Source organism: Anaerolineae bacterium (assembly GCA_035529315.1).
Taxonomy (GTDB): domain Bacteria; phylum Desulfobacterota; class Desulfobacteria; order Desulfobacterales; family ETH-SRB1; genus Desulfaltia.
The window spans coordinates 15,692-41,895 of the sequence record DATKWZ010000022.1; the positions used below are offsets into that span (position 1 = coordinate 15,692).

Genomic DNA, 26,204 nt, shown 5'->3' on the forward strand with positions numbered 1-26,204 from the left:
ATACTTGCCCAATGTTGCGCCCTTTTATTGCCTCTTAATTTCCGGGAATTGTTTATGCGAAAAAACGGCGGCCAGCTTATTAAATAATTTATTCCATCTTTTATAAGTGAAATTATAAAATTGAATAATAAACGGCCCTGTACATATTGCCAATACAACCTGAATTACAGCAGTATTTATGATAGATGAAGAAAATTGCATGCCCGGCTCCAGCATGGCAAAGGTTCCCAATAATATTATAGTCTCTATTAATACGGCTGCTGTAACAACAAAAGGCAAAAGAATATAATTGGTCACACGAAAAAATTTTATGAGTTGTCTAGCGCCGATAAACAGCCAGAAATATGTTGTTAAATATACCCCAAAAGGGCCTCCGGAAAGGCTATCCATCGCTAATCCCATAATAAGCACAACAGGCATGCCTTCACGAACACTGAAAAAAAGACCCATATAAACAACATAAAGAACTGACAGATCATAAAATGTATTGAATAAGGGGAAACAGGGCAAAACTGTTGTTTGAAAGATTATCAGGCATAAACAGGCGAAAATGTGAAAGCAATAGGTCATTTATCGCTAACATCTGATATTAACTTGGCATTCAATACAACTAAAACCTCTTCCAGTTTTTCAAAATCAACATAAGGTGTAACTATTACTTCCTGAAAGATACCAAAATTACGCTTAACAACTTCCGAAACCTCCCCGATACGCACCCCTTTTGGGAAAACAGTATCCAGCCCTGACGAAACAATGGTATCTCCGGCCCTGATATCATGTTTGCGCAGGGCATATGTGAAAAAACATTGACCGGTCGAGCCGCCTTTTACAATCCCGCGTGCTCTGGTCCTTTGCACCAAAGCATCAATCGCGCTAATCTGATCAATAACAAGAAGCACCTTGGAAGAATGGAGTGAAACATCAATAACCTGGCCCGCTATTCCTTCAGGCACTAATACCGGCAATCCTCTTTCTACACCATCTGATTTACCCTTGTCTATGATTATGGTTTTAAACCATGGAGAGGGATCCTTGCCGATTACTTCGGCAACAAGCGCCTGGCCGGCCATGTTTTTTCGGAAATTCAATAGATTTCGAAGCCGGAGATTGAAAATCTCTGTCTCATTAAACCGGTTGTTTTTTTCAATAGCGCGACTTAAAGCTTTCTTAAGCTTATCGTTTTCCTGTTTTACTGCAATAAGGCAAAAATAGTGACTCCAAACATTTCTCATAAAAAAAATCGAAGAGGTAGTAATTTTTTGAAAAGGGGTTATAAGGAAAATGGCGATCTGCCCAGGTCCATGGGTATAATAGCGGCGGCCTGTAATAGAAAGAGCTATTAAGTTAACAGCGATCAGAACAATTATACCAACGATCATTACAATTTTTTTTGAGAACATGAAATTATATAATCATAACCTGTCTTAACATATCAATGTTGTCGATGGCTTTGCCTGAACCGAGAGCTACGGTTAATAATGGATTATCGGTTATTGTTATCGGAAGGCCGGTTTCTTCCCTGATAAGTTTATCTAAATCTTTTAATAGGGCTCCGCCACCTGTTAATACAATCCCCCGATCAACAATATCCGCGGCCAACTCCGGCGGAGTCTGCTCAAGAGCAATTTTTATCGTCTCCACAATCGCATCGATCTGCTCGGAGATCGCTATCCGGATCTCTTCTGAATCAATCAACAGAATTTTGGGGATTCCAGAAGCAAGGTCTCTGCCTTTAACCTCTATTGTTTTCAGATTCTGCAAGTCAGGATATGCATTCCCGATAGTGGTTTTAATTGTCTCCGACGTTCTTTCACCGATCAACAGGTTATATTTCCTCTTTATATACTGAATAATCGCAGCATCCATCTTATCGCCGGCCACTCTGATCGATCTGCTGTAAACAATTCCTGCAAGAGAAATCACAGCAACTTCCGTTGTGCCGCCGCCAATATCAACGATCATATTACACGTTGGTTCAGTAATAGGAAGGCCAGCGCCTATTGCGGCCGCCATAGGCTCTTCAATAAGAAATACCTCACGAGCTCCTGCTGATTCAGCCGATTCTTTGACAGCACGCTTTTCAACCTGGGTGATTCCGGACGGCACTGCAATAATAATTCTTGGCCTGAGAAAAGTCCGCCTGTTGTGAACCTTGCGAATAAAATGCCGCAACATTGCTTCAGTCACTTCAAAGTCGGCAATAACTCCGTCACGCATAGGACGGATTGCCAATATATGGCCCGGCGTTCTTCCAAGCATATTTTTTGCTTCAGTGCCCACAGCCAAAACACGGTTTTTAGACCTCTGGTCTGTTCTTACCGCAACTACCGATGGCTCGCTTAGCACTACTCCTTTGCCTTTGACATAAACAAGGGTATTTGCGGTGCCAAGATCGATAGCAAGATCATTAGAAAATAAACCTAAAATTCCACTAAAAAAACCCATAACTCCTCATTTCCGCACACATAAAAAATATGTATGCAAATATTTATTTATATACTAATTTTTATTAATTTATCAAATATATTCTGCCATTACAAGCGAAATATCATTGGAATATACAATATGATGTATTTATGAAGTCATAATTTTAAAAGGCAATCCATAATTGCATTGTGGACTTTCGGCCTGAAAAACTTTATTTTATTATTTTCACGTGATGGGTGTACACGATTGGTCAAAAGTATAACAATAATATTCCGCTTAATGTCCATCCAGAAGGAAGTGCCTGTAAAGCCAAGATGCCCTACGCTCCTTTTTGAAAAAGAGTCTCCGCAACTTGGGTTAGCCGATGACGGGGTTTCAAATCCAAGCGCCTTGTCTGTTCCTTTTTGCTCCTTAAAAAAAGTGTGAAGAATATCTTTTTCAAACAGGTTGATTTGCTTGGTGCCGTAAAAATCCGACAACAGAGACGACAGAAGGATATAGAGGCTGCCGGCAGATCCAAAGAGGCCGGCATGCCCCGCGATACCTCCCATCATATAGGCATTTTCATCATGCACTACCCCCTCTAAAAGGATATTTCGCCAGGGAGATATTTCAGTAGCTGCAAATTCTTCTATAATCGGCCTTGAATCAAGACCTGCAAAAAACAGTCCCTTGTCTGAATCTATGCCGAGCGGCATGTATATCTCATCACCCACATAATGATCAAGACGTCTTCCAGTCACAGTTTCAACCACCCATCCAAGAATCATAAACCCAAGATCGCTGTATAACACCTTTTCCCCTGCGGGATGCAACATGGATTCTTTTACAAGAAGGCGCTTTAATGCCTTGCTTCTCGCATCCGGCGGGACCTTGCTTAGCTTATAATAATATTCACGATAAGCAGGAAGACCGGAATTATGGCACAAAAGAGATTTTATCTTTATCTGCCCCTTGTCTGTTTTTTTAAAACAGGGCAAGATTGATTCAAGTGTTTGCTCAAGACCAAGTTTGCGTTGTTGGACCAGCCTCATAACAGCCGGTGTTGTTGCAAGTGGTTTTGTAAGGGATGCCAGGTCAAAAATGGTATCCATGGTCATTTTACGTCTTGAGAAGATATTGGCATATCCATAAGCTTCAAAAAAAACTATTGAATCATTCCTTGCGACCAGGAGCACTGCTCCGGGAAAAACCTTCTCGGATATTGCATGCCTCATAAGGCTGTCAACTTGCTTGAGATTATCAGTCATTTGATATCCGTTATAATCTGCTGGCCCCTGAATACTGACCCCTGACCCCACACTAATTGAGTTTTTGCTCAATTAGTGTGTTGTTGCCGGTTCATGAAACAACAATAACTGCCTGTCTGTATCAAGAGTTGCATTAAGGCCGATCGGAATTGTAATATTATTTTTTCCATGCCCGACTTCAAAGCCGGCGAGCATTGGGATATTATCATCTTTGAAAATGTTATCCACAATCCCGAAAATTTTACCAACAGGACCACAATCTTTAAAAGAACCAAGAACAAGTCCCGCCAAGCCCTCGAAACACCCGGCAAGCTTCATATGGCTTAGCATCCTGTCAATTCGGTAACATGCTTCGCCCTTATCTTCCAGAAACAAAATATGCCCTTTAAACACAGGTTCAAAAGGTGTCCCGATAAGATGGCACAAAGTGGTAAGGTTGCCTCCTGCAACCGGACCTGAAGCTAAGCCATGCCTGATCGTTTTCCCTGTTTTTGGCATTATTGCAAGCCCGGCGTCTGATGAAACAGCGGCAAGCAATGCTTCCCTCGTCTTCCTGGAAGCATCGCCCAAACTTGTCACCATGGGCCCGTGAAAGACGACAAAACCGAACCTCGTGTATAACACCGACAGGATTGCGGATATATCGCTGAATCCAATAAAAATTTTCGGATTTTTCTTAATTGATTTAAAATTCAACAATGAAAGTATCCTCATAGAGCCGAACCCACCCCTTGCACAAATAATTGCCTTTATTTTCCTGTCGGCAAAAAAAGTGTTTATAAGGTTGGCCCTATGAATATCCGGCCCGGCAAGATACCCGTTTTTAATATGGATATCATCAGGGACAACTATGCTAAATCCCATAGCTTTTAGAACCACAACACCCCGGTCAAACTCTTTCCTGTCAAAAGAACCGGCCGGAGCAACTATTCCTATAGTATCTCCAGGCATTAGTCTGTCCGGTAATAATTGCGTATTTTCCCTGACACTCATCAGAAAATCCCTTAATCCCTTAATCCCCGAATTTTACCATATGATATATTGACATATAAGACTTAAAGAATTATACAGATAACATCTGTCGGGGCGTGGCGCAGACTGGTAGCGCACTTGAATGGGGTTCAAGGGGTCGGAGGTTCAAATCCTCTCGCCCCGACCAGAATATACCTTTTGCAAATCCATTATAAATTCTTCGAAACAACCGCCTCTTTTAAATATGTAAAGACAAAATACCCCTCTTTTGAGGCCTTTTCTTTGCCCGTTGCCACATGGTGCATCAGCTCAATTTCCCCCTTGTCAAGGCTGCTGATCTGCCTGTCAATAAGCTTCAGTAAATTATAGGTTAAGCTGTACATTACAACAGGGCCGAAAATATCTTCATTGTTTTTACCTTTGCTTAAAGCGCCGATAATATGGTGGTCGCCTGTTTTCATTGCCTTTGGCGGAGGGCTGTATCCGAGCAGTTCGGCAAACAGTGTAAGAGCTTCTATCACACCGTCAGCATCCGCTCTTTCCAGCGCTGCCGCGCCATCTTTCTCAATCTCCTCGATATCAGATTCATTATAGGAAAGGTCCAGCATATCAATGCATTCTTTCTGAATGGTTTTAACGGATCCCTCCCTTTTGCTGAGAACCACATCCTTATCATTTAATATCTTGATAATATTTCTTATATTAACCATTTCCTTGACAGTCGGACTTTTACGCAACACAACATCTTCGACCGTAGTATTGTAAACGGCAAGTCCATTATCAAGAACCAGAATCCTTTTCAGATCACCATTTTCCTGCAAAATATAGAGATCAAGATCACGCTCCTGTATTAATTGATAAGAACCCATTTCAAGAAGACTGCGCATTGTTTGCTTGTCAAGCTTGCGGCCGGTGTCAGGAGGCCCGATAGAATTAAGCACAATCTTTGTCGTTTTATCTATGTTTATCTTTTTCAAAAGATTTTCTTTAAAGGACATGCTTATCACCTCTTTTTTTCTGTGATCCCAGTGTGCTCTGTGATAAAAATTTAATACTTTTTTATAATTCCAGGCCATCAAAGTCAACTAATCAATTAATATAAGGTATAGACAGGATAAAATCAAATTACCGGTTGCTTATCATAAAGATTATGTATATATATTTTAAGTTAAGCATTTCGCTCAATTGAGGTGTTGCTACTCGGGTTCAGGGGAATAAAGGAATAAAATATGGATGATTATGCAAAGATAATATATAACGGCAAAACATATAAAGTCCCTGTTGTTGAAGGCTCGGAAGGGGAAAAGGCTATAGATATTTCCAGCCTTCGCCAAAAGACCGGTTTAATTACACTCGATCCTGGATTTTCCAACACCGGCAGCTGTATCAGTTCAATTACTTATTTAGATGGTGAAAAAGGGGTTCTGCGTTATCGCGGCATACCGGTTGAGCAGCTTGCCGAACAATCAAGCTTTACAGAAACTGCCTATCTTTTGATAAACAGAGTTTTGCCGACAAGAAAAGAGCTTAATTGCTTTTCAGTTCTGTTAAATGACCACTCCCTTGTGCATGAAGATATGCAGACTTTTTATCAGAACTTCCCAAGGGCTTCTCATCCAATGGGCATTCTATCATCAATGGTAAATGCATTAAGAAGCTTTTATCCGGAACTTCAGACCACAGAAGAAGAGATTAACATAATGGTTACGCGTCTTCTCTCAAAGATCAGGACCATGGCGGCAATGTCTTATAAGATATCAAGAGGCCACAAGGTAGTTTATCCCCGCCACGACCTGCCATATTGCGCAAATTTCCTGAATATGATGTTTGATAATCCGGTCAAACCTTATAAGATTGATAAAGATATTGTTAAGGCCTTGAATGTTTTCTGGATTCTTCATGCCGATCATGAACAAAACTGTTCCACATCTGCCGTAAGGGTTGTCGGAAGCGGAAGGGTTAATCTTTACGCTGCAATTTCGGCGGGAATAGCTGCACTCTGGGGGCCCCTGCACGGCGGGGCAAATCAGGCGGTTATTGAAATGCTTTCAGAAATACAAAAAAATGGCGGCAAGTTGGATAAGGCCATTAAAAGGGCTAAAGACAAAAAAGACCCTTTTAGATTAATGGGCTTTGGCCATAGAGTATACAAGACCTATGACCCGCGCGCCAAAATAATGAAAGAAATGTGTGATAACGTTGTGAAAAAGCAGAAAATAAAGGATCCTTTGCTTGACCTGGCAAAGGAACTTGAAGAAATTGCGCTAAATGATGATTATTTTAAAGAGCGCAATCTTTATCCGAACATCGATTTTTATAGCGGCATAATGCTGCGCGCCATGGGCATTCCTACAAATATGTTTACCGTCATGTTCGCCATCGGCAGGCTTCCCGGATGGATCGCTCAGTGGAAAGAGAGCGCTGATGATCCAGATTGGAAACTAAGCCGTCCACGCCAGCTCTATATCGGACCGACAAAAACTGAATTCATTCCCATTGATAAAAGAAGATAGATGGATCAAGCAGATTCTTTAATCGAACATATAAAGTCTGTCGCAAAAAATATGTTTCACGGAGCCAGAGGCAGCCACGACTGGGACCATACACTTAGAGTGTGCAGTTTGTGCAAACATATAGGAAAGGCTGAAGGAGTAGACATGCTTGTGCTCCTCACAGCTGCATATCTCCATGATATAGGCAGGTGCCTTCAGGATGAGTCATGCGGCGAAATTTGTCATGCTGAAAAAGGAGCGGAGATGGCATGGCCCATAGTGAAGAAACTCCCTGTTTCAGAAAAACAAAAGGAAAATATTGTCCACTGTATCAAATCACATAGATTCCGCGGTAAGCACACGCCAAAAACAGTTGAAGCAAAGGTGTTATTTGATGCAGACAAACTCGATGCAATCGGCGCGGTCGGTGTGGCAAGGGCATATCTCTTTGCCGGAGAAATCGGCGCAAGGCTTCATAATCCTGATATAAGTGTTGAAAAATCCATGTCCTATTCAAAAGATGACACAGGTTTCAGAGAGTTCAAGGTTAAGCTTTCGCGAATAAAGGACAGGATACTGACAAAAGAAGGAACAAAAATAGCAAAAGAACGGCATGCTTTCATGGATAATTTTTTTAAACGGTTTTTAGAAGAATATGAAGGGAAAAGGTAAATATTGATTAATCAGTAAAAACTATCCCTGTATATCCAACAAAGCTGTGGCCCGGGCTTTTATCATAGCTTGTAGCATAGGCAATGGATTCCGCGTGTTTTGCGCCAAGCTGTTTTGATGCTGACATGGCTGTTGCGGCAGCGCCTGAACAGCAGGCGTTCTGGTGTGACAGGGCTTCGGTTATGACACCTTCAGGGTCCATTTTCAGCATAGCCTCAACTATCCTTCGATCATTTTCATTACGCACCCAATCAAGCGATGCATGACCGGTTCCCTCCGGCACAAACCCATAGTTTAAGCCATAATGTGTCAGGTCGGTAGAGCCTACAATTTTTACACGAAGACCCATCTTTGTCGCGATCTCTGCCGCTGCCTTACCTATTTCAAAAGAGCTTTTATCAGGAGGAACGCCTATTGGAACTATTTTTACATCTTCAAAAAAGTATTTAATAAACGGGAGCTGGAGTTCTATTGTATTGTCCTGCGCAAAGGGCTCGGAAGTTTCAATATTAAATGTAAATTTCCGGGCAAGCTCTCCTGCAAGCTCATTATCGACTGGAATTTCACCAAACGGGGTTTCCCACGATCCATCTTTCATAATATAACATGGAGAATCAGGATGAAGATGCATGCCAAAAATAATCACAACATCTATCGGCTTTTCATCTTTGAGGCAATTGATTACATTGCAGGCAATACTGCCTGAAAAGTACCACCCTGCATGTGGAACAATCCCGCCGATCGCCTTGCCTTTCAAGGAATCCTTAACCTTTATTTCTTTAAGAAAACCTTTAATCTCCTTTTCACACTCCACCGCGCTGTCAGGATACCAACTTCCAGCAAAAATCGATCTTCTAACATTCATTGTTGTCACCCTGTTTTTAATAAACCTTTTGTTTACTCTTTACCTGACTTTTAAGCCAGTCAATCCAGGGACCAAACCCTATATCCTTTGTCGCGGAAATTTCAAAAACAGGCATAGCGGGATTTATCTGCTTAATATTTTTAAGCGTTAAATTCTTATCATATTCCAGATATGGCAAAAGATCGATTTTATTTAATATCGCAGCGTTACATTTACGAAACATCAGAGGATATTTTACCGGCTTATCCTCCCCTTCTGTTACGCTAAGAACGACCACTCGCGCGTCTTCTCCGATATCAAATTCAGCAGGGCAAACCAGATTCCCGATATTCTCCACGATTAAGAAATCGATGGCATCCAAATCAATGTTGCTTGCCGCCTTCTCAATAACATGGGCTGCAAGATGACAGTCTCCTCCGAATTCATCTGTATTAACCTGCACAACAGGAACGCCTGTTCTGGCAAGTCGATCAGCGTCGTTTGAAGTACATATATCTCCCACTATAACAGCGGTTTTTATTTCCGGCATGATATAAGACAGCGTCCTTTCAAGTGTAGCTGTTTTCCCAGATCCCGGAGAACTCATTACGTTGAGCACAAAAATCCCCTTTTCCGCAAAAAGATTTTTGTTTTGCTGAGCCATTTTTTCGTTAACATCCAGAACCTTGCGAACTATTTTTATTTCCATGTTGATTCCCTTTTGTTTTACTCTCCCTGTTCGTCCACAACCTCAATCGAAATTATATCAAGTTCCCTTCCGGAAACAATATCAATTAATCCGCTTTTGCATTTTTTGCATTTAAAAACAGGACTGTTTATAGTCCATTTAAGATCGCATTCCCTGCACCTGGCTACAACTGGAACATTTTCAATGTTCAGCTTTGCTCCGGCAAGAGGTGTATCTTTTGATACAATATCAAAACAAAACCGAAGGCTCTCCGGCACAATTGCAGAAAGTTTGCCTACCTTCAAATTGACACTTTCAACACACGCATTTTTTATATCAGCAGGTATTGAAGACATTGCGATCTCGACTATCTCCATTGCTACTCCCATCTCATGCATATATTAATCCTCAACTTTAGGCACTTTAGCTCACTTTAGGCACTCGTAACTTCTTTACTGCCTACTCAATAATGCAAAGCACATCACCATTTGCAACAGAATCGCCGACTTTGAAATTAATGGATTTGATTATGCCGCCTGTCGGAGACGGAAGGGCATTCTCCATCTTCATGGCCTCCAGGATAATAATTGTTTCCCCTTTCTTTACAGCATCTCCTATCCCTTTTTTATAGCTTATTATTATACCGGGCAGAGGAGCTGAAAGAGGGGTGCCCTTACTCTGCGTGCCGAAGGCAGACGCAGCCCCCTTAACCGGTGGAGAAACAGGAACTTCTGCAGGCGGTGCAAAATAAACAGAAGGTGCAGGCGGCGTTACACCTGCCGGAGGTACAGCCGGAATAGATGCTGATGCGGGTATCTGCCGGACATATCTCATAACCGGCGATCCTCCCGGCTCTTCCACTCCGACCTCAAAGTACTCATCATCAACAAACACGTTGAAGCTGCGCAGACCTTTACCCTTGGAAGGAGCCTCTTTTTCCGGCTTTTCAACAAGCTTTCCGGCAAGGGCCTTTTTAATAAGACTCTGCTCAGCCTTAACATCGGCCATTGTTCTTGCCTTGACCTTCTCAGGCGGCGCCTCTTTGTCGTATTTCCATTTTAAAAACCTTTTCCCTGTAACAGGATAAAGCGCATATATAAGAACATCATCCAGATCCACCGCAAGGTCTTTCACATCCTCTCCGGCCTTTTCCAGCTCAGGCTCCAGAACCTCGGCAGGTCTGCATGTAATCGGCGCTTCTCCCCTTGAGTAGCCTTTTAAGCTTTTTGCCTTAATCTCAGAATCAATGGGAACAGGGGTCTTTCCATACAGGCCGTAGCACAGGTCTTTAACCTGGTCTGTAATCATCTTGTATCTCTCTTTTTCATCGTCAAACAAAACGTTGTTGACAGCCTGAACACCGACAATCTGGCTGGCAGGGGTAACAAGGGGAACCTGACCGAGATCTTTCCTGACCCTGGGAAGTTCGGCATATACATCCTCTATTCTGTCAAGAGCATTCATTTCTCTCAACTGGTTGGCAAGGTTGGACAGCATCCCCCCAGGAATCTGGTGGAGAAGAACATTGATGTCGATTATGGAAAACTTTTTATCGTCAACCAGGTGCCTGTACTTGGGGATAATATCTGTTTCAAGAATTTCGTTGATAGAAGCCAGGAGCTTGATGTCAAATCCGGTGTCTCTGTTTGTTCCAAGAAGGGACATAACAAATGGCTCAACAGCCGGATGTGATGTGCGGTACGCGTAAGGGGACAGGCAGGTGTCAATAATGTCAACACCCGCTTCTATAGCCTTTAAATGAGCCATGTCCGCCATGCCTGAAGTAAAATGGCTGTGAAGATGAACCGGAACCGATACAGCGGCTTTTAATGCCTTGACAATGGCATATGCGTCATAGGGGGCTATCATGCCGGCCATATCCTTTATGCAAACGCTGTCCGCGCCCATCCTTTCAAGGTCTTTTGCTTTATTTACGTAATATTCAAGGTTATAGACGTCTCCGCCCATACGCGGCTCGGTTATTGAAAAGCATATACAGCCCTGAAAATGTTTTTCGCATTTTTTGATAACAGGAACAACCGTCTCAAAGTTACGAAAGTCATTTAAAGCATCAAATGTCCTGAAAACATCAATGCCGTTTGCAGCGGCCCTGTCAACAAACGCTTTGGCAACATCATCAGCGTAATTTCTGTATCCAACCAGGTTCTGCGCTCTGAGCAGCATGGACATCGGAGTCTTTTTAAAATATCTTTTTAAAACCCTGATCCTTTCCCATGGGTCCTCATTCAAAAATCGATGCATAGTGTCAAAAGTAGCGCCTCCCCATGTTTCCACGGCCCAGAACCCGACATGGTCCATCATCTCTGCAACAGGAATCATGTCTTCGGTACGTCCCCTTGTGGCAAACAAAGACTGATGGCCGTCACGCAGGGATAAATCCATTATTTTGAGAGGGTTTTTTGCCTTGGGCCTGTCCTCACTGTAATCCATTTTTGTAATTTCCACCTGATTATGATCGCTCATCTTATAGTTCTCCTTACTCCATGAAAGGCCTTCATCTGCATGAGGCCACGCATCTGCATCTGCGCCTGCCGTCCGCTTATACCCCACAGATTTAATGAAACTTGTTTTGATACAAAATCAGCGCTGTCGGCTACAACCGCGGGCTGCATGCCTACAGCCTCCTCTTCTGTTTTAATATAGCTCATTACCGCAGCTATTGCAGCTACCATTTTCTTTTTGTTTTCCATCAGCCTGTCACCATTATTATTATCCCATCATTACATTGACCATATAAATTTTTCAATAAATACCGGAGAGGTCAACTGGTGATAAAATGTAAAATATCTGACTGTTTGAGAAATCGCTCAATCCCTCACACCGGTATATTCCCATGTTTTTTAGGAGGCCTGGTCTCCCGCTTGGTGCACATCACCTCAAAGGCATCAATCAAACGGGGCCTTGTTTCCGCCGGCACAATCACGGCATCAACATAGCCTCTGGTTGCCGCGCAATAAGGATTTGAAAAAAGATCCTCATATTCTTCAATTTTTTCCTTGCGCATTGCAACAGGATCTTCGGCAGCCTTAATCACTCTGCGATGGATAATATTAGCCGCCCCCCCGGCTCCCATTACGGCAATCTCAGCGCCCGGCCACGCAAAGGCCATGTCCGCGCCCAAATGTTTCGAAGACATCGCAATATAGGCTCCTCCGTAATCCTTGCGGGTAATGAGAAGTATCTTCGGAACCGTTGCCTCTGAATAACACCAGAGCAGCTTTGCTCCGTGACGGATAATTCCTCCCCATTCCTGCTGGCTTCCGGGAAGATAACCCGGAACATCGGCTATTGTCAGTATCGGAATATTAAAGGAATCGCAAAAACGTATAAACCTCGTGGCCTTGTCCGAAGCGTTAATATCAAGACATCCGGCCAGAACCTCGGGCTGATTTGCGATAATGCCTATGCTTCTATTATTAAGCCTGGCAAAACATACTATTATATTTTTAGCATAATGCTCATGCGGCTCAAAAATCTCACCATTATCAACAATCGAACAGATAACATCCTTCATATCATATGATTGACCTGGATTGTCCGGAACAATTGTATTAAGAGCCGGATCTGTCCGGGCAGGGCTGTCTCCTGTATCCACTAAAGGAGGATCCTCCATGTTGTTTGACGGCAGATATGAAAGGAGCTGTTTTATTTTATTTATGGCGTCTTCGTCGCTTTCTCCTGCAAAATGGGCAACCCCGCTTTTTTCATTGTGTACCATGGCCCCGCCAAGATCCTCAAAGGTAATCTCCTCTCCTGTCACGGATTTTATAACCTCAGGACCGGTGATAAACATATAGCTGCTGCCCTTTACCATGAAAACAAAGTCTGTCATGGCCGGCGAATAAACCGCTCCTCCGGCAGTAGGCCCCATAATGGCTGAAATCTGCGGAATAACTCCGGAACCGGCTGAATTTCGAAAAAAGATCTCGCCATATCCTGAAAGAGCATCAATCCCCTCCTGTATCCTTGCCCCTCCTGAATCATTAATGCCCACAAAAGGCGTCCCTGCCTTGAGGGCAAGATCCATGACCTTGCATATCTTTTTCGCGTGCATTTCACCCAGGCTGCCGGCTCTGGATGTAAAATCCTGGGAAAAAGCAAACACATGCCTTCCATTAACAAGGCCATGACCTGTTATTACGCCGTCAGATGGAATTTCGACCTTTTCCATGCCGAAATTTACGCACCTGTGCGCAACAAACATGTCGATCTCACGAAATGTACCAGGATCAAATAAATGATTTAATCTCTCCCTGGCTGTCAGCTTCCCTTTCTCATGCTGTTTCGCGACCGCCTGTTCACCGCCCATCTTCAGGATTTTTTCTTCCATATCCCTTAGATGCCTTATTCTATCTTCAGCAATCCCCATTATCTGTTTCCTTTCATTACAAGGTATCAGGCGTTAACACCCAATCTCTATCTTTCACACAATTCAACCAAAACCCCGTTTGTTGCTTTTGGATGCAGAAAAGCTATTTTTGCGCCTCCCGCACCCTTTCTCGGTTTTTCATCAACAAGCCTTACACCTTTTTCCTTTAATTCTTTCAAAGCCTCTTCTATGTTTTCAACACGCAAAGCAATGTGATGTATCCCTTCTCCCCTCTTTTCCAGATATTTCCCGATAGGTCCATCAGGGTCGGTAGTTTCAATCAGCTCGATCTCACTTTCTCCGATCGGGAAAAAAGTGGTAATAAGCTTCTCATCCGCCATTTCTTCAGAGTCTTCAAGCCAAAGCCCAAGAATATCGCCCCAGAATTTTTTTCCCTTAGTTATGCTCTTTACCGCTATCCCGAGATGATCAATCTTCAACACCTTCATAAAATCTCCTTTTAAAATGTTCGGGGTTCAAGGTTCACGGTTCAGGGTTCTCTGACCCCTGACCCCTGTTTCTTTTTTTTCATTCGATATTCGATGTTGGACGTTCGATGTTCGATGTTCATTTTTTTCTCTTCTCAATCCCTTATACCTGTCCATCGCCCTTTTAAATCCGGGCATGGAATTAATTATGGTTTTATCATCCACACAAAATGCAATCCTGAAATGACCCGGGCCGCCGAAACCGCTTCCCGGCACAGTAAGAATCAATTCATCCTGAAGTGTTTTTACAAATTTCACATCATCAGAAACCGGGGTTTTGGGAAAGAGATAAAAGGCGCCATGCGGCCTGATAAACTCATACCCGCAATCAGCAAGACCGTCACACAGCAGCTCTCTTTTCCTCGCATATCCGGATATATCCACGCTTATACCCTGCAACGATCCCACAACACGCTGCATAAAGGCAGGCGCGTTTACAAATCCTAAAATCCTGTTGGCAAGTGCCATGCCGCGGAACAAATCATCCTTACACGCAGCAGCAGGATTAATTGCAATAAATCCTATCCGCTCCCCGGGAATGGAAAGATCCTTGGAATAGGAGGTGGCTATTATAGTTTCGTTGTAGCATGAAAATATGCTCGGCACATCAAGACCATCATAAACAATCTTCCTGTATGGTTCATCAGATATAAGATAGATAGTCCTGCCCAGAGATCTGCTCTTTTCCTTTAAAAGCGCGCCAAGCCGGATCAGGCTTTGCCTGGAATATATCTGTCCCGTGGGATTGTTGGGAGAATTTATCATAACCGCTTTGGTATTTTCATTTATCGCAAAGGAAATCGCATCAATATCAAGGGAAAAGTCGGGCTTTGTCGGTGCTGTTTTCAAGACCCCGCCGTGGTTGTCAGCGTAAAAACCGTACTCAACAAAATAAGGGGCCGGTGTAATAATCTCATCGCCTGGATCAAGTATGGTCTTCAGGATAACATTTAATGCCCCTGCTGCTCCGCATGTCATGATAATCTCATTCGCAGAGATGTTTGTCTGCTGCTCCACGGAAAGATAATCGGCGACAGACTTTCGAACATGCGGATATCCTGTATTGGGCATATAAGCATGATCTCCGGTTCCGGACGCGTTAACGGTATCGATTAAAACCTTTCTGAACTCTTCAGGAGGCTGAAGATTCGGATTTCCCAGGCTGAAATCATATATCCTGTCCGCGCCATGCTCAGCCTTAAGACGCGCGCCCTCTTCAAACATCTTCCGTATCCAGGACGACTTTGACAGCATTATTTCAACCTTTTTCGCTATCGTCATAATATATTCTCTGTAAAAAGATTATTTTTTCACCACAAAGCATTTTAAATTTTGAATGCTAAATTTTCAATTCAAAACTCAAATTTTCGGATTAAGGGGATTACAGGATTAGAGGATTATCCCTTTAATCCTTAATCCCTATCTTTCTATACCTGTTCTACCGATTTTATCTCTGGAATAGCCTTTTTTAATGACTGCTCAATCCCGTTTTTTATCGTCATCTGAGACATGGGGCATCCTGCGCATGCGCCCTTCAACCGAACCTTGACCACTCCGTCTTCAAAACCAACAAACTCGACATCGCCGCCGTCAGCCTGAAGCATGGGCCTGATTTTGTCTATAGTTTCCTTGATTTTTTCCCGCACAGTCAAATCCCTCCTTAATTTTTCACCTAACACTTCTCATTCCATAAAAATCCTTCTTAAAAGCATCAAAACCGCCGTCAATTATTGCCTGCCGCATATTTTTCATGAGTCCAATATAATAATGGATATTATGAATCGTGTTTAAACGGTACGCAAGCAGCTCCCTTGCCATATAAAGATGGCGCAGATACGCCCTGGAATAATTGCTGCATGTATAACATTGGCATCCGGACTCAACAGGCTTTGTATCGGTTTTAAAACATGAATTGCTAATATTTATTGTGCCCCAGCTCGTAAACAGTTGACCGTTTCTGGCATTTCTTGTGGGAAGCACGCAATCAAACATATCCGCCCCAAGCGCGACAAGCTCTACAATATCTTCCGGCATTCCCACACCCATGACATATTTAGGCTTTAAATCCGGCAGCCTGGGAAGGGTGAAATCAGCGATATCAAGCATTATATCCTTTGGCTCTCCGACGCTTAACCCGCCTACTGCATAGCCGCTGAATCCGATATTCACCAGATCATCAATCGATTCCGCTCGAAGATCCTTGAACATGCCGCCCTGGACAATTCCGAACAGAGCATTGCCTGCTCCATTTTCCCAGCTCTGTTTGCATCTTTTTGACCAGGACGTGGTAAGCTTTGCAGCATCTCTTGCCGTGTCCATATCCGACGGATATGCAATGCAATTATCCAGGCACATGATTATATCTGAACCAAGACAATTTTGTATCTCAACCGCCTTTTCAGGGGTCAGCATATGGCTTGACCCGTCAATATGCGACTGGAATAAAGCCCCTTCCTCGCTTGTCCTGGACAGCTTTGCAAGGGAAAACACCTGAAACCCGCCGCTGTCTGTTAAGATCGGCCCCTTCCAGTTCATAAACTTATGAAGACCGGAAAAAAGATTTATCACCTCGCACCCGGGCCTTAAGTATAAATGATAAGTATTCCCTAAAATTATCTGCGCGCCTGCATCAAGCAGCTCTTCGGGCGACACGGATTTCACACTCGCAAGTGTGCCCACAGGCATAAACACAGGAGTCTCAATCATGCCATGAGACGTGTTTATAATTCCGGCCCTTGCTCGTGTTTCTTTTGATTCAGCTATTATCTTAAAGTTAAACATCGTTAAATACAGGTGTTAAGTTGTTTTAAAAGATGAACGTCCAACATCGAACATTGAACATCCAACATCGAATAATGATGTCGCTCCGCTCCTCAATTTATTTCTGTTTCTTTTCAGCCGTTTTGATACTCGCAACAAAAATCTTAATTAATTCCTCTGTTTCCTGCAAAATATCATCTAATAGTTCAGGTTTTTTAATTAGCAGCCTTTCTTCCAGATCATATGTCTGTTTCTTCATCTCTTTCCATTCGATGTTCGATGTTGGACGTTCGATGTTCGATGTTCATCTTTTTTCAATGCCTATCCTCTAATCCTACATTATCACCATCGCATCCCCGTAGCTGTAAAACCTGTATCTTTCCTTTATAGCCTCGCTGTATGCTGCCAGAATATTTTTACGGCCTGCAAAGGCCGATACAAGCATAAGAAGGGTTGATTGAGGCAGATGAAAATTTGTAATCATAGCGTCAACAGCTTTAAACCTGTAACCCGGATATATAAACAGATTGCAATTCCCGCTTCCATAAGAAACATTTCCGTTATTATCGGATGCAAACTCCAGGCTGCGCACGCAGGTCGTGCCCACAGCCACAATCCTGCCCCCCTTTGCCTTTGCGTGGTTTATTGTTTCCGCGCTGGTTTTTGAAACATAGTATTGCTCGGAATGAATTTTGTGATCCCTTATATCAGACGCCCTTACCGGCAAAAAGGTACCGTATCCCACATGCAGAGTAATTTCAACTATGTTTACACCCATGGATTTGATTTTTTCAAGCAGCTTTTCTGAAAAATGCAGCCCTGCCGTAGGAGCCGCAACCGCCCCTTTTTGCCTGGCATAAACTGTCTGGTAGGATTTTCTGTCATTGCACGGAGAAACTCCGCCGCTTCTTTTAATATAAGGCGGAAGCGGCATATTGCCTATCCTGTAAAGAAGGCTCTCAAAATCGCCGTCATAAAAAAATCTCAGTGTATGAATTTCATCCTGAGAAGCTATCACCTCTGCCGTTAATCCCTGATCAAAAACAAATGATGTTCCGGGCTTTGGACGTTTTGAAGCCCTTATAAGGCACTCAAAAACAAATTCTTTATTTTTTTCCTTATTTTTATCAGCATAATCAAGGATAAGGGCTTCAACCTTTCCACCTGTATCCTTATGCCCGAAAAGCCGTCCTGGAATAACCTCTGTGTTGTTTACAACCAGCACGTCCGACGGCAAAAGAAAGCTGCAAATCTCATAAAACAGATGATGCGAAACCTCTCCGGTCCTGCGGTTTAAAGACAACAGCCTTGACCGGTCTCTCTTGCCTGCCGGCTCCTGGGCAATAAACTCTTCAGGAAGATCATAGTTATAATCAATAAGTGAATACATAATAATTAACCTCTAATAGGGGTCAGGGATCGGGGATCGGGGATCAGGCCTTTTTCTTGATAGACCTTCGCAAACCATTTAGCATCCTGCCAATTTCTTCTGCCTTATTTAGCATTTTATCTATTTGATTTTCATTGATATAGTTTAAGCGTCCAGCTATCTGGATATGGGTTTCAACCTCTGCAAGAGAACCACAGGCAATTGACAGATGTTGAAGAAATTCCTTGCTGTGCTGACGTTGACGGCCCTCGGCGATATTTGCCGGAATTGATACTGCCGCACGTTGTAATTGACTGGCAAGTCCATAAATCTCGTTTTTCGGGAATTCCTTCGTCATTTTATAACAGATCACCACTAAATCCATTGCTTTCTGCCAAACTTCTAAATCTCGATAGCTTTTTATCATCCCTGCCCCCCCGATCCCTGACCCCTGATCCCTGACCCCTACTATTTTTTACCCCTTTCCTAAATATATCATCCACAGCCCTGCAACCATAAGCACAAGTCCGAATTTTCGGAGGGCGCTGTCCGGCATTTCAAGAACCTTTTGCACCCAGGACTTCATCTTTTCAGGAAATGCAAAATAAGGAAGCCCTTCAATTATCATCACCATTCCGATTACGCACAGAAAAAATTTCATTTAATTCCTTTTTGATGAATTCGTAAAAAGTCGAATTCATCAGGTGTTAAGTGTTAGGTGTTAGGTGTTAGGTGTTAGGTTAAAGAAACACGCTGTTTTATCAAGCTCTTAACACTTAACACCTAACACTTAACACGTTGCGTAAAAAATGGTTTTTTGATTTTTTACGAATTCATTAACTTTAGGCACTTTAATATACTTTAGCTCACTTGTAACTTGAATTTTTAAACTTATGCGGCCTGTTTTGTCAAAACAAAATGGCTTGACTATGCACCGCAATAGGATATAAATTGTTCAGGGTTGAATATAATTTTGAGTTTTTAATTTTTAATTTTAAATGAAGGCAAAATCGTTTTTAATTTAATCCGCCAAAGGGCTCTATCAAATTTGGCGCAGCCAATTTCATATAAAAAGATGGAGCGCAGCGACTCATTAACTTTAGGCACTTTAATATACTTTAGCTCACTTTAGGCACTTTAATAATCCTAACACCTATTGACTGTTTCGTGATTGTTTTTTTATTTTTTGCCATAAGGGGAATATATGCCACAAATAACTCTCAAAGAGACAATAACTAAAAAAATAGAGATACCTATGGATACACTTTTTGAGCTTATTGATAACCTGACGGCTGAAGAACGAAAAAAGTTGTTAGTAAGACTCGAAGCAAAACCGGTTAAATTAAGACCTTTCAAAAAAGATAAAATTAATTCCATTTTAACTGACTTTGCGGCAACAAACTTGTATAAGGATGATTTCCTGAAGGATTTAGAAGAAGGACTGAAAAAATCATCAATATATTTATAGGTCAAAATGCCTGTTATTGCAGAACTCAGAGACGATATTAAAGAATACATAAAGAGGCACGAACTTTCTAAAAAGTGGGAAAAAGCCAAAAAACTTTTTGAAAACGATCCTTCGCATCCATCTCTTAATACCGAATTGCTTGAACCAAAACATCGCCTGATCTATTCTTTTAGAATAGACAGAAAATATCGTGCTCTATTCATCTGCTTGCCTGAAGATAAGGTAGAATTAATAGCTGTTACAAAACATTACCATAAATAAAACTATTTAAACTTTTTCTGTTTCGTGTTTTCGTACTTTCGTGTTTTCGTGATTGTTTTTTTAATTTTTTTCCTCTGTGATCTCTGTGGTTAACAAAATATAATTATGGAATTTGAACCGGTTATCGGGCTTGAGGTTCATGCCCAGCTAAAGACAAAAACAAAAATTTTCTGCAACTGCTCAACATCCTTCGGAGCTCCTCCAAACACCCATACATGTCCGGTATGTTTAGGCATGCCCGGAGTGCTTCCGGTACTTAATAAAAAGGTGGTTGAATACAGTCTGCGCACGGCCCTGGCTACAAACTGCGGAATTAACCGTGAAAGCAGGTTTGCCCGCAAAAACTATTTTTATCCCGACCTTCCAAAAGGGTACCAGATCTCCCAGTATGAACTTCCGATCGCGGAGCATGGATTCCTGAAAATAGAAACCAACGGCCGCAAAAAAGAGATCGGCATCACCAGGATACACATGGAAGAGGATGCAGGCAAGCTGACCCATGATTCTGACAGGCCGTTTAGCATGGTCGATTTCAACAGGACAGGGGTTCCCTTAATCGAGATAGTCAGCGAGCCGGATATCAGATCGCCCGAAGAGGCAGGCGCTTATCTCAGACAGCTCAGGTCGATCGTGCGTTATCTGGGTATATGCGACGGCAACATGGAGGAGGGAAGCTTTCGGTGTGATGCAAATGTATCGATCAGGCCGGTTGGGTCTGAAACTTTCGGCACACGCGCGGAGCTTAAAAATTTAAACTCCTTTAAGCATGTTGAAAAGGCGCTGCATTACGAGATAATAAGGCAAAGGGAAATTCTTGCTGAAAGCGGTCAGGTGGTACAGGAAACAAGGCTGTGGGACCCTGATAAAAACAGAACAACTTCAATGCGATCAAAGGAGGAGGCTCACGACTACAGATATTTTCCAGACCCTGATCTTTTACCCATTGTAATTGACGATATATGGATCAATGAGGTAAGGAAAAGCCTGCCCGAGCTTCCAAATGAAAAAACAAATCGCTTTATAAAGGAATTCTCCCTTTCTTCAAATAACGCCGAAGCATTGACATCAAGCCGGGAGGTTGCGGAATACTTTGAAGAATGTGTAAAACAATTCCCCAATCCAAAACAGGTTTGCAACTGGATTATGGGGGAGCTCACGGCTCTTTTGAATGCTGAAGGAAAAACAATATCAAAATCCCCTGTGTCTGCCAACGACCTTGCCGGGCTCCTCAAGCTTATTGATGACGGAATCATAAGCGGCAAGATCGCAAAAACCATATTTGAAGAAATGGCACAAACAGGCAAGGCCCCGGAACAGATAGTTACGGAAAAACAGCTTGTACAGGTTACAGATGTTTCAGCAATAGAGGAGGTTATATCAAAGGTGTTAGCCGCATGCCCCAAAGAGGTGGAAGGCTATAAAAACGGCAAAACAAATCTTTTAGGCTTTTTCGTGGGACAGGTAATGAAGGAAACAAAAGGAAAGGCAAATCCAAAGATTGTAAATGAAATTCTGAGAAATAAGTTGAAGAGTTGCTTGCAGGATTAACCACAGAGAGCACAGAGAACACTGAGTATTATTTTTAAAAAAAACTTCCCTCCTCTATGGCCTTAGTAAGCTCTGGGGTAAATGGTTGTCGAAATTTTGTGCATTATTATTAACCACAGAGAGTACAGAGAACACTGAGTAATTTTATTTGTTTTTATTTATCTTTTTCTCTGTGGCCTCTGCGTGCTCTGTGGTAAAATAAAATTTTATGAAAAAAATAAACGACATTACTGAAACTATAATTGGCTCTGCAATGTCGGTTCATAGGGAACTTGGACCTGGCCTTTTAGAATCAGCCTATGAAGCATGTTTAGCCTATGATATTGCCAAAAGTGGGCTTTCAGTTGAACGGCAAAAAGAATTGCCTGTAAAGTACAGAAATGTTAAGTTAGATTGTGGCTATCGCATTGACCTGTTAGTAGAAAATAAGGTGATCGTTGAAATTAAAGCAATAGACAAATTAGCTCCAATACATACGGCACAGCTTTTGTCATATCTGAAATTATCCGGCTGTAAAGTAGGTTTATTGATCAATTTCAATGTTAAAATTCTAAAAGATGGGATACGCCGATTGATCAATGATTAATAATTATTCACCACTGGCAGCACAGAGAACACAAAGCATTTTTTTGTTTTTTTTATTTAACCTTTTCCCTCTGTGGTCTCCGTGGTCTCTGTGGTAAAAAAACATGAAGGAGGAATTTTTGAAAACTTTATTTAATAAACTCATCAGGCTGGCTTTTATTAGCATTGCCTTTATAATCATTATAGATCTACCTGCTCTTGCCTTTGCAAAACAAAGCAGGATCGCGATCGTTCCGTTTACGATGAATGCTGAAAAGGATCTTGCCTTTCTGCAGGAAGGCATTCTTTCAATGCTGTCATCCCGCCTTTCATGGGAAAACAAGGTCTCTATCATCGCCCGGCAGGAAACAGCCACGGCCGTTAAAACCATCGCCGCCCCTTTAAATGAGGAAAACGCGCGCGAAATCGGCGTGATGCTGAAGGCCGATTTTGTGCTTTTCGGCAGCCTTACCATATTCGGAAACAGCGTGAGCCTGGATGCAAAAATAGTGGATATCGCAGACAACACAAAACCTTCCCTTTCCTTTTTTAACCAGAGCCAGGGCATGGAAGAGGTAATCCCGCGCATCAATCTGTTCGCGGAAGAGATCAATGAAAAGGTTTTTGGCAGAAAAACCGCGGTCAGGCAGCTTCCGCAGCAAGTAGTTCCCGAGCAGGGACCGTCCCAGTATATGCATCCTGAGCGTCTGCTTTCAGGAGAGTTTATTGAATCTGAAGGGGACGTTGAAGGAGGCAAAACCCCATTTGTCATGACAGGCCGCGGCGATGCCGGCCCGGGATTTTGGAAAAGCAAGAATTTTCGCATGCAGATAAAAGGCCTGGCATTAGGGGATGTTGACGGAGACGGCAAGACAGAAACAGTAATGGTTGCAAACCAGGAGGTGCATATCTACAGGTCTGAAAATGATCTCTTTGTAAAGATAAAGGAGATTGCGGGCGAAGAATATTATAAATATCTTTCTGTTGATGTTGCTGATATTAATAAGGACGGAAAGGCTGAAATATTTGTCACATGCCTGGATAAAAGCAGCAAGTCGCTTAAATCCTTTGTGCTGGAATGGAACGGCAGCGATTTTAAGACTGTCGCGGATAATGAAAACTGGTATTTCAGGGTTATTTCCCGTCCTGTGCTCGGGCCCTTGCTCATTGGGCAGAAAATGGGCGTGTCCGACCTTTTTATGCCCGGCGTATATGAGCTTGTGTGGACAGGCAGCAGCTATAAGCCGCAGGGTAAAGTCGCTATGGGCCTTCCGGAAAATATTAATATTTTCGGCTTTACCATTGGAGATCTTTTAAATGACAAAGGCGAGGTTGTGGCTGCGTTTGATGAAGAAGAACGGTTTAGGATATATACTACAGGCGGAGAGCAGGAATGGAAAAGTGAAGACAAATTTGGAGGCAGTGAAAACTATATTGACATCGATTTTCAGGACAAGCAAGGAGATTCTGAAAGCCGTGTTTATTTGCCGCACAGGCTTTATATCGTTGATCTGAACAAGGACGGCAAAACAGAGATAATTACAGTAAAAAACAAATCAATCTCCGGCAATCTGTTTAAAAATTTCCGTCATTACAGCGGAGCCTGGTTTGAATCACTTTCGTGGGACGGATTGGGGCTTGCCCAAAACTGGCATACCCGCCAGGTCTCAGGTTATATCTGCGACTATGCGATAGGAGATATCAACAATGACGGCAAGCTTGAGCTTGTAGCCGCAATTGTAAGCCAGCGCGATGTAATAGGTCAAAAGGCCAAAAGCTCGGTCATAACTTATGATCTGGCGCCGCTGATGGGGGAATAGGGGGTTAGAAGATTAGAGGATTGATAAGAGAAAAAGATGAACATCGAACATCGAACGTCCAACATCGAATGTTGAATGAAAAAAGATAAGGGAAAAGATGAATATCGAATGTAGAACAAGGAATTTCGAATTATGAAGTTTTTTACTTCGATATTCTGCGGTTTAAAATTCCTCTTGATCTTTCACCACAGAGCACACAGAGAATTATTTTAAAAAACCTTCCCCCTCTGTTGTCTCCGTGGCCTTTGTGGTAAAATAATGAAAAGTGGGGGATAATATGCTAATTCCAACCAAAATTCAGATTGATAAAACAAATTACGAATTTATCAAAGAGGCCTGCAAAACTCTGCATTACAAAAGTTTGAGCGAATATATGCGAGAGGCCATCAACACCAAAGTGTCTGAAGACCGTAAAAAACTCAGAGAACTGAAAAGAATAGAGGCCATGGAGATGATGGGCAAAGCGTCGTATGATAATGTTTTTGAATCAATACAAACATCTCAGGCTTGCCATTGTTGTGCCTGTTACTGCCTGGAGCCCATACTGGGATAAAAATCCGTTTTTTGTTTCTTTGGAACCTGATTCAAGCAACGGATTACAGAAAAGATCAGCAATTGATTGTTTCCAGATCAGGGCTATCAGCCATGATAGATTTGTGAAAAAGATCGGGAACATCCCGGATAATGAAATTAACCTTATAAAAAAGTCAATTGCCTTAATTCTGGATATTCAACCAGAACAGTGTGAATAATATGATCTGGCGCCGTTGATAGGGGTCAGGGGTCAGGGGTCGGGGATCAGGGATCAGGGGGCAGAGATCAGGAAATAGGGATTAGGGGATAAAACAGTGAGAATAATATTAGACATTCAAGATAATGAAAGAGCAAAGAGTCTTGTAGAAGTTCTTAGCCAACTTTCTTTTGTCAAAATAGAAAAGAGCAGAGAAAAAATTATAACAAAGAAAAAATTAAAAGCCTTAGATGATATATTTGGGGTCTGGAAAGATCGGAATATATCAAAAGGAAGTTTAAGGAGAGAGGTTTGGAAAAGAAGGTATGAGAAGATAGGATTGGGGGTTGAGTAGCTATGATCCTTTGTGATACCGATGTTATTATTGAGTATATGAAGGGGAACAAAGTTGCAAAAAGGGAAATCGTGGAAATAGGAATAGACAATATAGCTGTATCATCAGTATCTTTGATGGAGTTATTTTATGGTGCTTTAAATAAAAGAGAACTTAACCTAATAAAGAAAGCTTTAAACACTTTCAAAATTATCCATATAGATACAGAAATTTCAAACAAGGCGGTAGGACTTATAGAGAAATATTCCAAAAGTCACGGATTAGAGCCTCCGGATGCTTTGATTGGAGCAACGGCCATGGCTGGAAATATAGAGCTTTTTACATATAATATCAGTGACTTCAAATTTATAGATGGCTTGATACTTTATAAATCAATTTCTCGCGGAACCCCGAGAGGACGCAGGAATTAAAGGATTAAAGAGGGTTGAATATCGAATGTCGAACAAGGAATTTCGAATTATGAAGTTTTTTACTTCGACATTCTGCGGTTCCTTTGTTCCGCGGTTCAAAATTTATCACGAAGAATATCAGTTGGTTAGCGCCTAACACCTGACACCTGACACCTAACACCTATTTTATCCTTGACAATACAGGATGATACATATAATTAAGCTAAAATCAGCTTGATCTCTAATAAAATTAAAAGGATTAGGGGTTAAGGATTAGAGGATTAATCTTTTAATTTAAAATTCAAAACTTAAAATTCAAAATTAACAAAGGGGGTGATGCGTGTCGGTTTAAGCCGCGGGTTGACAACCCAATAGAATATTATTGAGATAAAATATTATTGAGATAGAATATTGTTTAAACGAATTAAAAATTATCAGGAATTTTTTTTAATTTAATTTTAAGGAGAAAAACAGATGAAAAAATTTACAATTGCAGCTCTGGCCATCTGCCTCGCATTTGCTATGGCAGCTCCGGTTATGGCTGTTGACGCCAATTTCAGCGGCGCCTACAGGGTAAGAGGAAGTTATGTATCGGCATGGGATTTGACCGACAAATCAGAATCAAATGCCTTCATGGACATGCGTTTGAGGCTCCAGACAGACTTAATAGTTTCAGACATCCTGTCTGTTACCATGAGGTTTGACGCATTAGACGGC

At 42.1% G+C, this 26,204-nt stretch carries 31 protein-coding genes and 1 tRNA gene; 12 read left to right on the forward strand and 20 right to left on the reverse strand.

The features are described 5' to 3' along the window. Positions 1-24: 24 nt before the first annotated feature. The 5 genes from VMW78_04420 to VMW78_04440 all read right to left on the reverse strand — a co-directional run bounded on the left by VMW78_04420 (position 25) and on the right by VMW78_04440 (position 4,670). Complete coding sequence (locus tag VMW78_04420; protein HUV50246.1) at positions 25-450, reverse strand: hypothetical protein; 426 nt, start codon at positions 448-450, stop codon at positions 25-27. Positions 451-566: 116 nt separating this feature from the next. Continuing rightward, positions 567-1,400: a rod shape-determining protein MreC gene (gene mreC, locus VMW78_04425; protein HUV50247.1), complete on the reverse strand. Its 834-nt coding sequence runs from the start codon at positions 1,398-1,400 to the stop codon at positions 567-569. 4 nt (positions 1,401-1,404) lie between these two features. Further along, positions 1,405-2,445: a rod shape-determining protein gene (locus VMW78_04430; protein HUV50248.1), complete on the reverse strand. Its 1,041-nt coding sequence runs from the start codon at positions 2,443-2,445 to the stop codon at positions 1,405-1,407. A gap of 137 nt (positions 2,446-2,582) precedes the next feature. Next, complete coding sequence (locus VMW78_04435; protein ID HUV50249.1) at positions 2,583-3,677, reverse strand: serine hydrolase; 1,095 nt, start codon at positions 3,675-3,677, stop codon at positions 2,583-2,585. Between the two features lie 72 nt (positions 3,678-3,749). Continuing rightward, entirely contained in the window at positions 3,750-4,670 is a 921-nt protein-coding gene (locus VMW78_04440) for an LD-carboxypeptidase (protein ID HUV50250.1), read from the reverse strand. Positions 4,671-4,759: 89 nt separating this feature from the next. Here VMW78_04440 and VMW78_04445 point away from each other — a divergent pair. Next, positions 4,760-4,836, forward strand: a tRNA-Pro gene (locus tag VMW78_04445). Between the two features lie 22 nt (positions 4,837-4,858). Here VMW78_04445 and VMW78_04450 read toward each other — a convergent pair. Further along, a complete protein-coding gene (locus VMW78_04450) occupies positions 4,859-5,647 on the reverse strand; it encodes a hypothetical protein (protein HUV50251.1) in 789 nt (262 codons plus the stop codon). Positions 5,648-5,878: 231 nt separating this feature from the next. Between VMW78_04450 and VMW78_04455 the strand changes: the two genes are divergently transcribed. Continuing rightward, positions 5,879-7,162, forward strand: a complete 1,284-nt coding sequence (locus VMW78_04455) for a citrate synthase (protein ID HUV50252.1) — start codon at positions 5,879-5,881, stop codon at positions 7,160-7,162. Beyond that, the gene (locus tag VMW78_04460; GenBank protein HUV50253.1) at positions 7,163-7,813 is read left to right on the forward strand and encodes an HD domain-containing protein; all 651 of its coding nucleotides are present in this window, start codon (positions 7,163-7,165) and stop codon (positions 7,811-7,813) included. 7 nt (positions 7,814-7,820) lie between these two features. Here VMW78_04460 and amrB read toward each other — a convergent pair whose 3' ends face one another. The 14 genes from amrB to VMW78_04530 all read right to left on the reverse strand — a co-directional run bounded on the left by amrB (position 7,821) and on the right by VMW78_04530 (position 19,013). Next, positions 7,821-8,678 (reverse strand): AmmeMemoRadiSam system protein B, encoded by an 858-nt coding sequence (amrB, locus tag VMW78_04465; GenBank protein ID HUV50254.1) that lies wholly within the window; start codon positions 8,676-8,678, stop codon positions 7,821-7,823. 16 nt (positions 8,679-8,694) lie between these two features. Beyond that, positions 8,695-9,366, reverse strand: a complete 672-nt coding sequence (gene hypB, locus VMW78_04470; GenBank protein ID HUV50255.1) for a hydrogenase nickel incorporation protein HypB — start codon at positions 9,364-9,366, stop codon at positions 8,695-8,697. A gap of 17 nt (positions 9,367-9,383) precedes the next feature. Further along, positions 9,384-9,743, reverse strand: coding sequence for a hydrogenase maturation nickel metallochaperone HypA (gene hypA / locus VMW78_04475; GenBank protein HUV50256.1), 360 nt, complete (start codon positions 9,741-9,743; stop codon positions 9,384-9,386). Positions 9,744-9,804: 61 nt separating this feature from the next. Continuing rightward, positions 9,805-11,829, reverse strand: coding sequence for a pyruvate carboxylase subunit B (locus VMW78_04480; GenBank protein HUV50257.1), 2,025 nt, complete (start codon positions 11,827-11,829; stop codon positions 9,805-9,807). Next, positions 11,826-12,056: a hypothetical protein gene (locus VMW78_04485; GenBank protein HUV50258.1), complete on the reverse strand. Its 231-nt coding sequence runs from the start codon at positions 12,054-12,056 to the stop codon at positions 11,826-11,828. Before VMW78_04485 ends, VMW78_04480 begins: the two co-directional genes overlap by 4 nt. A gap of 125 nt (positions 12,057-12,181) precedes the next feature. Next, on the reverse strand, positions 12,182-13,735 hold the full coding sequence (locus VMW78_04490; protein HUV50259.1) for a carboxyl transferase domain-containing protein: 1,554 nt from the start codon (positions 13,733-13,735) through the stop codon (positions 12,182-12,184). Between the two features lie 47 nt (positions 13,736-13,782). Then, entirely contained in the window at positions 13,783-14,184 is a 402-nt protein-coding gene (mce, locus tag VMW78_04495) for a methylmalonyl-CoA epimerase (protein ID HUV50260.1), read from the reverse strand. A gap of 27 nt (positions 14,185-14,211) precedes the next feature. Next, the gene (locus tag VMW78_04500; protein HUV50261.1) at positions 14,212-15,504 is read right to left on the reverse strand and encodes a pyridoxal phosphate-dependent aminotransferase; all 1,293 of its coding nucleotides are present in this window, start codon (positions 15,502-15,504) and stop codon (positions 14,212-14,214) included. A 146-nt stretch (positions 15,505-15,650) separates the two neighbouring features. Then, a complete protein-coding gene (locus VMW78_04505; protein HUV50262.1) occupies positions 15,651-15,869 on the reverse strand; it encodes a NifU family protein in 219 nt (72 codons plus the stop codon). A gap of 22 nt (positions 15,870-15,891) precedes the next feature. Then, the gene (tgt, locus tag VMW78_04510; GenBank protein ID HUV50263.1) at positions 15,892-17,004 is read right to left on the reverse strand and encodes a tRNA guanosine(34) transglycosylase Tgt; all 1,113 of its coding nucleotides are present in this window, start codon (positions 17,002-17,004) and stop codon (positions 15,892-15,894) included. Between the two features lie 97 nt (positions 17,005-17,101). Then, complete coding sequence (locus VMW78_04515) at positions 17,102-17,242, reverse strand: hypothetical protein (GenBank protein ID HUV50264.1); 141 nt, start codon at positions 17,240-17,242, stop codon at positions 17,102-17,104. A 75-nt stretch (positions 17,243-17,317) separates the two neighbouring features. Further along, the gene (gene queA, locus VMW78_04520) at positions 17,318-18,373 is read right to left on the reverse strand and encodes a tRNA preQ1(34) S-adenosylmethionine ribosyltransferase-isomerase QueA (protein ID HUV50265.1); all 1,056 of its coding nucleotides are present in this window, start codon (positions 18,371-18,373) and stop codon (positions 17,318-17,320) included. Between the two features lie 43 nt (positions 18,374-18,416). Continuing rightward, entirely contained in the window at positions 18,417-18,779 is a 363-nt protein-coding gene (locus VMW78_04525) for a four helix bundle protein (protein ID HUV50266.1), read from the reverse strand. Positions 18,780-18,827: 48 nt separating this feature from the next. Then, positions 18,828-19,013, reverse strand: a complete 186-nt coding sequence (locus VMW78_04530) for a DUF2065 domain-containing protein (GenBank protein HUV50267.1) — start codon at positions 19,011-19,013, stop codon at positions 18,828-18,830. Positions 19,014-19,556: 543 nt separating this feature from the next. Here VMW78_04530 and VMW78_04535 point away from each other — a divergent pair. The 9 genes from VMW78_04535 to VMW78_04575 form a co-directional block, all read left to right on the forward strand. After that, entirely contained in the window at positions 19,557-19,820 is a 264-nt protein-coding gene (locus VMW78_04535; protein HUV50268.1) for a hypothetical protein, read from the forward strand. A 6-nt stretch (positions 19,821-19,826) separates the two neighbouring features. Next, positions 19,827-20,081 carry a hypothetical protein gene (locus VMW78_04540; protein HUV50269.1) on the forward strand — a complete coding sequence of 85 codons (255 nt, stop codon included), beginning with the start codon at positions 19,827-19,829 and terminating at the stop codon, positions 20,079-20,081. 105 nt (positions 20,082-20,186) lie between these two features. Continuing rightward, positions 20,187-21,629 (forward strand): Asp-tRNA(Asn)/Glu-tRNA(Gln) amidotransferase subunit GatB, encoded by a 1,443-nt coding sequence (gene gatB, locus VMW78_04545; protein ID HUV50270.1) that lies wholly within the window; start codon positions 20,187-20,189, stop codon positions 21,627-21,629. A 208-nt stretch (positions 21,630-21,837) separates the two neighbouring features. Then, positions 21,838-22,215: a GxxExxY protein gene (locus tag VMW78_04550; protein HUV50271.1), complete on the forward strand. Its 378-nt coding sequence runs from the start codon at positions 21,838-21,840 to the stop codon at positions 22,213-22,215. 118 nt (positions 22,216-22,333) lie between these two features. Continuing rightward, on the forward strand, positions 22,334-24,013 hold the full coding sequence (locus VMW78_04555; protein ID HUV50272.1) for a VCBS repeat-containing protein: 1,680 nt from the start codon (positions 22,334-22,336) through the stop codon (positions 24,011-24,013). 482 nt (positions 24,014-24,495) lie between these two features. Beyond that, the gene (locus VMW78_04560; GenBank protein ID HUV50273.1) at positions 24,496-24,765 is read left to right on the forward strand and encodes a type II toxin-antitoxin system PemK/MazF family toxin; all 270 of its coding nucleotides are present in this window, start codon (positions 24,496-24,498) and stop codon (positions 24,763-24,765) included. Positions 24,766-24,861: 96 nt separating this feature from the next. Beyond that, complete coding sequence (locus VMW78_04565; protein HUV50274.1) at positions 24,862-25,098, forward strand: hypothetical protein; 237 nt, start codon at positions 24,862-24,864, stop codon at positions 25,096-25,098. A 2-nt stretch (positions 25,099-25,100) separates the two neighbouring features. After that, positions 25,101-25,508, forward strand: a complete 408-nt coding sequence (locus VMW78_04570) for a type II toxin-antitoxin system VapC family toxin (protein HUV50275.1) — start codon at positions 25,101-25,103, stop codon at positions 25,506-25,508. A gap of 453 nt (positions 25,509-25,961) precedes the next feature. Then, positions 25,962-26,204, forward strand: a 243-nt coding sequence (locus VMW78_04575; GenBank protein ID HUV50276.1) for a hypothetical protein, incomplete at its 3' end; no start/stop codon positions are given.

Excerpts from the sequence above, each read along its gene's own strand:
- VMW78_04490 (HUV50259.1), bottom strand. The coding sequence starts at position 13,735 with ATGGGGATTGCTGAAGATAGAATAAGGCATCTAAGGGATATGGAAGAA.
- amrB (HUV50254.1), bottom strand. The coding sequence starts at position 8,678 with ATGAATGTTAGAAGATCGATTTTTGCTGGAAGTTGGTATCCTGACAGC.
- VMW78_04530 (HUV50267.1), bottom strand. The coding sequence starts at position 19,013 with ATGAAATTTTTTCTGTGCGTAATCGGAATGGTGATGATAATTGAAGGG.
- VMW78_04430 (HUV50248.1), bottom strand. The coding sequence starts at position 2,445 with ATGGGTTTTTTTAGTGGAATTTTAGGTTTATTTTCTAATGATCTTGCT.
- VMW78_04455 (HUV50252.1), top strand. The coding sequence starts at position 5,879 with ATGGATGATTATGCAAAGATAATATATAACGGCAAAACATATAAAGTC.
- VMW78_04500 (HUV50261.1), bottom strand. The coding sequence starts at position 15,504 with ATGACGATAGCGAAAAAGGTTGAAATAATGCTGTCAAAGTCGTCCTGG.
- queA (HUV50265.1), bottom strand. The coding sequence starts at position 18,373 with ATGTATTCACTTATTGATTATAACTATGATCTTCCTGAAGAGTTTATT.
- hypB (HUV50255.1), bottom strand. The coding sequence starts at position 9,366 with ATGGAAATAAAAATAGTTCGCAAGGTTCTGGATGTTAACGAAAAAATG.
- VMW78_04550 (HUV50271.1), top strand. The coding sequence starts at position 21,838 with ATGAAAAAAATAAACGACATTACTGAAACTATAATTGGCTCTGCAATG.
- VMW78_04440 (HUV50250.1), bottom strand. The coding sequence starts at position 4,670 with ATGAGTGTCAGGGAAAATACGCAATTATTACCGGACAGACTAATGCCT.
- VMW78_04515 (HUV50264.1), bottom strand. The coding sequence starts at position 17,242 with ATGAAGAAACAGACATATGATCTGGAAGAAAGGCTGCTAATTAAAAAA.
- VMW78_04450 (HUV50251.1), bottom strand. The coding sequence starts at position 5,647 with ATGTCCTTTAAAGAAAATCTTTTGAAAAAGATAAACATAGATAAAACG.
- VMW78_04540 (HUV50269.1), top strand. The coding sequence starts at position 19,827 with ATGCCTGTTATTGCAGAACTCAGAGACGATATTAAAGAATACATAAAG.
- VMW78_04570 (HUV50275.1), top strand. The coding sequence starts at position 25,101 with ATGATCCTTTGTGATACCGATGTTATTATTGAGTATATGAAGGGGAAC.
- VMW78_04460 (HUV50253.1), top strand. The coding sequence starts at position 7,163 with ATGGATCAAGCAGATTCTTTAATCGAACATATAAAGTCTGTCGCAAAA.
- hypA (HUV50256.1), bottom strand. The coding sequence starts at position 9,743 with ATGCATGAGATGGGAGTAGCAATGGAGATAGTCGAGATCGCAATGTCT.
- VMW78_04485 (HUV50258.1), bottom strand. The coding sequence starts at position 12,056 with ATGGAAAACAAAAAGAAAATGGTAGCTGCAATAGCTGCGGTAATGAGC.
- gatB (HUV50270.1), top strand. The coding sequence starts at position 20,187 with ATGGAATTTGAACCGGTTATCGGGCTTGAGGTTCATGCCCAGCTAAAG.
- VMW78_04435 (HUV50249.1), bottom strand. The coding sequence starts at position 3,677 with ATGACTGATAATCTCAAGCAAGTTGACAGCCTTATGAGGCATGCAATA.
- VMW78_04480 (HUV50257.1), bottom strand. The coding sequence starts at position 11,829 with ATGAGCGATCATAATCAGGTGGAAATTACAAAAATGGATTACAGTGAG.
- VMW78_04420 (HUV50246.1), bottom strand. The coding sequence starts at position 450 with ATGGGTCTTTTTTTCAGTGTTCGTGAAGGCATGCCTGTTGTGCTTATT.
- mreC (HUV50247.1), bottom strand. The coding sequence starts at position 1,400 with ATGTTCTCAAAAAAAATTGTAATGATCGTTGGTATAATTGTTCTGATC.
- tgt (HUV50263.1), bottom strand. The coding sequence starts at position 17,004 with ATGTTTAACTTTAAGATAATAGCTGAATCAAAAGAAACACGAGCAAGG.
- mce (HUV50260.1), bottom strand. The coding sequence starts at position 14,184 with ATGAAGGTGTTGAAGATTGATCATCTCGGGATAGCGGTAAAGAGCATA.
- VMW78_04525 (HUV50266.1), bottom strand. The coding sequence starts at position 18,779 with ATGATAAAAAGCTATCGAGATTTAGAAGTTTGGCAGAAAGCAATGGAT.
- VMW78_04535 (HUV50268.1), top strand. The coding sequence starts at position 19,557 with ATGCCACAAATAACTCTCAAAGAGACAATAACTAAAAAAATAGAGATA.